This is a genomic window from Zhongshania sp. (assembly GCF_041584495.1).
GTDB lineage: Bacteria > Pseudomonadota > Gammaproteobacteria > Pseudomonadales > Spongiibacteraceae > Spongiibacter.
Window position 1 is genome coordinate 1 of sequence record NZ_JBFHDY010000172.1, and the last position, 5,246, is coordinate 5,246.

Annotated in this window: 5 protein-coding genes, 1 pseudogene and 1 riboswitch; of the genes and pseudogenes, 1 reads left to right on the forward strand and 5 read right to left on the reverse strand. The window is 53.3% G+C overall.

The window, feature by feature from the left end; genetic code table 11:
• Nucleotides 1-60: 60 nt before the first annotated feature.
• The 4 genes from ABYP33_RS17260 to ABYP33_RS17275 all read right to left on the reverse strand — a co-directional run bounded on the left by ABYP33_RS17260 (nucleotide 61) and on the right by ABYP33_RS17275 (nucleotide 3,644).
• Nucleotides 61-1,200, reverse strand: a complete 1,140-nt coding sequence (locus ABYP33_RS17260) for a cobalt-precorrin-5B (C(1))-methyltransferase (protein ID WP_373092394.1) — start codon at nucleotides 1,198-1,200, stop codon at nucleotides 61-63.
• 3 nt (nucleotides 1,201-1,203) lie between these two features.
• Nucleotides 1,204-1,962 carry a hypothetical protein gene (locus tag ABYP33_RS17265; RefSeq protein ID WP_373092396.1) on the reverse strand — a complete coding sequence of 253 codons (759 nt, stop codon included), beginning with the start codon at nucleotides 1,960-1,962 and terminating at the stop codon, nucleotides 1,204-1,206.
• On the reverse strand, nucleotides 1,949-3,283 hold the full coding sequence (locus tag ABYP33_RS17270; protein WP_373092398.1) for a cobyrinate a,c-diamide synthase: 1,335 nt from the start codon (nucleotides 3,281-3,283) through the stop codon (nucleotides 1,949-1,951). Before ABYP33_RS17270 ends, ABYP33_RS17265 begins: the two co-directional genes overlap by 14 nt.
• A gap of 142 nt (nucleotides 3,284-3,425) precedes the next feature.
• Nucleotides 3,426-3,644 (reverse strand): hypothetical protein, encoded by a 219-nt coding sequence (locus ABYP33_RS17275; RefSeq protein WP_373092400.1) that lies wholly within the window; start codon nucleotides 3,642-3,644, stop codon nucleotides 3,426-3,428.
• Nucleotides 3,608-3,799: riboswitch (cobalamin riboswitch) on the reverse strand. (Overlaps the previous gene by 37 nt.)
• A 130-nt stretch (nucleotides 3,800-3,929) precedes the next feature.
• Between ABYP33_RS17275 and ABYP33_RS17280 the strand changes: the two are divergent.
• Nucleotides 3,930-4,175: pseudogene (locus ABYP33_RS17280) on the forward strand (type II toxin-antitoxin system CcdA family antitoxin).
• A 115-nt stretch (nucleotides 4,176-4,290) separates the two neighbouring features.
• On the opposite strand, the gene ABYP33_RS17285 reads toward ABYP33_RS17280, so the two are convergent.
• Nucleotides 4,291-5,246: IS256 family transposase (locus ABYP33_RS17285; protein WP_373092402.1), on the reverse strand; the 956-nt coding region annotated here is incomplete at its 5' end.

Sequence of the window (5,246 nt, forward strand, 5' to 3'; positions counted from 1 at the left end):
TATTGGCTAACTGCTGACAAATGGCCTTGGCCTCACTGGTGCCGCCCAGTATTAACATCGTCATTGCGCTAGTGCCGTAGTGTTAGCCGAGAAATCACTGGCATGGCCGACGACTTCGCCACGGCGATTTATTGCCCAAACCTCTAACTCCGTGGTGCGCGGAACAATGCGCCGCGCTTGAATTAGCGCTTGATTACAGACAACGGCAGCGAGATCTAGCCCCGCTGCGTGGCATAGGTTTAACGCCTCGATACTAGTGTTGGAATTTTCAACTTGGCTGCAGAGCCCAGCGGTGGCCCCTGCTTGCACGGCCCAATCGACCAATTTCGCAAAGTCGATGCTTGAGGCGCGGCTGTGTAAATCTAAATGCCCCGCCGCCAATTTACTTATTTTGCCGAAGCCGCCGCAGAGACTTAATTTGGCGATGGGCTTACGGCGCAAGTACTTTAAGACCGCGCCAACAAAGTCGCCCATTTCGATAAGCGCCATATCGTCTAGCTGATAATGGCCTCGAATAAAACCTTCACTTTGGTTGCCAGTACTGGCGGCAATATGCCCGTAGCCATTGCTCGCCGCCACATCAATACCTTGGTGAATAGAGGCAATATAGGCGCTACAAGAGAACGGCCGCACAATGCCGCTGGTGCCCAACACCGACAGGCCACCAAGAATCCCCAAACGCGGATTCATGGTTTTTAAGGCGAGGACTTCGCCGTTTTCGATGCCAATACCAATATCAAAGCCGCCGTGGTAATCCGCCCCCTCAGCAATACCTTGCAGATGCTGGCGAATCATTTGCCGTGGCACCGGATTAATCGCTGGCTCGCCCACCGCCAAGGCCAAGCCACTGCGGGTAATCGTGCCCACACCGCGCTCGGCACGAAAATGCATGCCGCTGTTGGCGCTTAAAGCGAGATGAACAAACACCGTGGCACCGTGGGTAACGTCGGGATCATCACCCGCGTCTTTAATGGTTTTGGCCAGTACCCCTGCCCCCGCGGGGGCCAGATACGCAATCGGCAAGTCCACTACTTTACCCTTGGGCAAGGTAATACTGGCGCAGCTTATCGACTCATCGAAGAGAAGTTTTCTCGCCGCTGCTACCGCACATGCTGTGGCGCAGCTACCCGTGGTTAAGCCGCTGCGCAGCGGCGTAACTGGATTAGCGTTTTGGCTGGCATCTGCGCTCTCGGGCCACATAGTTTATAGCGCCTGCACAAACCACACCACGCCAAACACCACCGTGGCCGCGCCTAAGGCCTGCCTGAACAAATCAAATAAATTGCTGTGGCGCTGAGCCAAATACGATTGCACACTGCCAAGGCCCAAGCCGAACACCACCATGCCCAATAGCACCGAGCAGGAAAAAACCAAGACATAAAGCAGCGCCGACAGTAACGCCATATCATTAATCACCGGCACCAAGGCCAAGGCTGGGGCGCTGCCAGCCAAGCCGTGCAGGGCGCCAACCATCACTGGGGTATGGGCTTTGGCCGCAGGCATTGCGCTGTGTTTTATTGGGCTTGCGGAATTGGGACAGGCATCAGTCGCTGTACTGCTTTTTACTAAATGTACATGCTCCAGCTCGCCATGCTCGTGCTGGTGCTTATGACGCAATACCACCACCCGCTCCCGTCGTAATTGCCATAACAGCGAACCGCCAATCACGACCAGCACCAAGCCCACTGCCAGTTCGGCAAAATGCCCTAGGCGCGCAGGCAAGCTCAGCCCCAGCCCAAACACCACGCCTGCGCTCAGCAGCAAGACCACGCCATGACCCAATGCCCAGTGACTACAGTGTCGCAAGGTCAGTGCCAAATTTCCCGCTATGCCGCGCTTTTTGCCATCGTCACGATGGCGATTACTAAGGGCCGACACCGCCATAACATGATCTGCATCCATGGCGTGAACAAAGCCCAGCGAGAAACCTAGGGCGAGAATTGAAAGACTAATCCCTGACACGATCTGCATCCTTTACTTGGGTATGCGGCAAAAACACCTTGGCGATTACCTCGGGTGCCGAAGGAAAGAACAAGTGCAAATACGAGGCGGTTAAACCCCGCTGCCGGTATATGGACTCGCCCGGCGCGGGGTGCTTTGGCCGCCTGCCGTAGCCAATCGGTTCTGGGGTATTTTCTGATTGGGAGCGATGGTGGGCGTGGGCGCGCAGCTCGCCCTCGGGCAGTACCGCGCTCTGCATACCTTGGCAACCACCACGGCCACGCATGGCTGCGTGACCAGCCAACAGTCCCAGCATGCTATGGCGCGTACCCGCCAAATCCTTCAGGCTTTCTAGGCAATACATAAAGCCGCCACACTCGGCCAAAATCCCTTTGCCGCTCGCGTAAAACTGCTGAATTTCCCCGTGCATTGCGGTATTCGCCGCCAGCGCGTGTGCGTGTAACTCCGGGTAGCCACCGGGCAACCACAGGGCGTCGACCTCGGGCAATTTAGTATCGTGAATTGGCGAGAAAAATTGCAGATCGGCGCCCATCGCGGTTAACAACTGGGTGTTAGCTGGGTAAATAAAACTAAAGGCCTCATCCTGTGCAATCGCAATTTTTACCCCAGCCAATAAGCGCGGTGGCGGCGCAATTGACTGGGCAGAAAAGCGCACTGGTGGCGGTAAATTAGCCAAGCTACTGGCGCCAACCAACTCGGCGGCGGCGTTAAAGCAGGTTTCTAATTCCTCGCGCACTTCACAGGCCTGCACCAAACCAAGATGACGTTCCGGTAGGCGAATAGTCGGCGTATTGGCAAAGCTCGCCAGTAAGGGCAGGCTTGCTGGCAGGGCGTCGGCAATCAGCTGGCGATGGCGTTCAGAGGCGCAGTGATTGGCAATTAGGCCCGTCACCGCAACGTCGTCGCGGTAATTGGCTAGGCCACAGGCCAAGGCCGCTGCGGTTTGCGCCATGCCCTTCACGTCCATAACTAGCACAATGGGAATATCAAAGGTACGCGCCAAATCCGCGCTCGATGGATCGCCGTCGAACATACCCATGGCGCCCTCCACCAAAATCAAATCGGCGGTTTGCGCCGCGCGATAAAACTGATCTCGGCAATAGGCCTCGCCCGCCATCCACAGATCAAGCTGGGCAACTGGGTGACCAGAGGCCTGCTCTAGAATTTGCGGGTCTAAATAATCGGGGCCCATTTTAAAAATGCGCACCTCGCGGCCCTGCAAACGGTGGTAGCGGGCAATAGCCGCAGTAATTGTGGTTTTACCCTGGCCCGAAGCGGGCGCAGCCAAAAACACCGCCGGACATAAAATGTCAGTAGGCATACGTGACCCCGCCCTTTGTTAAACGAGAACGACCAGTAACCAACTTTTGAACGTGCAAACGCAGTGTCATTTCCTACTCCTTTAGAAATTCTGAACGTACTTATATCGCCGTTAAATTAACGACGACGCGATACAATAAAACTCAGAACAAACGTGGGATGTAGAATAAGACCGGCAAACGGAATAGCTTAGCAACGCGAACTACACGCGTTATGAAAAACGAGGGAATAAGGGGAATAGCGGCAACAAAGCCGAATTCCAGCGCTGGAAATTGCGCAGAAAACCGAGAGTACATGAAATCTCCTCGCACCCGCCGTGCGATGTTCTGTGAATGAAACCAATGGCCGGTCTTCGGGCTCATAAGCGGATATCTCCTCGGTTCCCCCCTTCCCATGCCGTGGCACAGTGGTTATGGCGAACCTAGCTTAATTACCGATGCGGGGGCAGCGCTGGATTTAATACACACCAGACTTCCCGATTATCTCTTTACAGAGCACCTTTGGTGGGGCGATTGTAGCGACTTTAGGCAGGGAGGCAAAGGACTAAATGGCGACCAAGGCTCGGGGCATCAAGATTTAGCTAGGGCTTGCAATACACCCATACATGCGCAGAATGATAGCTATGTATTCGGCTAGCGGACAAAATCATGCAGCGCCTATTTACCCAAAAATCCCCAAAAGAGTCTACAAACCTTGGTTTAAACCGCAATTTACTCAAAAGTTGCAAAGACTTAAAAACCAATCTCTCGGCAACACTTGAGCAAGCCCTTAGCGACAAATTAGCAAAGTTAAATTCTGAGAAATGAGCCGATGAAAACAAGAACGCCATACAAGCCTACAATCAATTTGTAGATAAACATGGCTGTTTTGGTGATGAATTCAGGGAGTTTTGATGGCCTTACAGTACGACAATTCGTTCACGCTTTTTTCTAAATCGTGGGCAAATGGACAGGCACTCTAAAATTGACAAAAGAGGGTGTTCAAAACTCTGTGTCAGCCTAACGGATGCTATAAGTTGATATGATCATCCAATCTCTCCGGGAAGTGAATGGTCAGCTGAGATAGCGTCAGATTCCAGTTTTGAACCGGGTGTGTCCACCGCTCGGAGGCTTTCAGCATACCAGCATAGAGCAGCTTCAGTAAGCTGTTCTCGTTCGCAAATCCGCCTTTGGTCTTGGTCAGTTTGCGAAACTGGCGGTGTACCGCCTCTACGGCATTGGTGGTATAGATCGCCGTTCGCACGTAGTCCGGGTACTTAAAATAGGCTGATAAGGTCGGCCATTTACTTCGCCAGGACTTAATAACCATGGGGTATTTATCTCCCCACTTTGCTTCGAGATCGTCGAGAGCGATCTCGGCAGCATTGAGTGTGGCGGCTTTGTAAACGCACTTCAGGTCAGCCATAAACGCTTTCTGATTCTTCGACGCCACGTACTTCAGCGAGTTGCGAATCTGGTGAATGATGCAGTGCTGAATCTCGGTGTGGGGGTACACGCTCTCAATGGCTTCTGGGAAGCCCTTCAGACCATCTACGCAGGCGATCAGGATATCCTTGACGCCGCGGTTATAGAGGTCGGTGAGAACGCTCAGCCAATGATGAGCGCCTTCCTGATCTGAAAGGTAAAGCCCCAGCAGCTCTTTTTTGCCCTCAATGTTCAGGCCGAGAATAGTGTAAATGGCTTTACTGATATAGCGACCGTTCTCTTTAATTTTATAGTGAATGGCGTCGAGCCAGACGATGGGATAAATCACATCCAGATCGCGCTCTCGCCAGGCTTGCAGTTCCGGCAACAACTTGTCCGTAATGGTGTTAAGGGTGCCGTTGGACACGCTGATGCCATACAGATCTTCGATATGGCCGCGAATGTCCTGATAACTGGTGCCCAGCGCAAACAGAGCGAGAATCTTCCGCTCTATCTCATTGGTGAGGTGGGTCTGGTGCTTCTTGACCAGTTGCGGTTCAA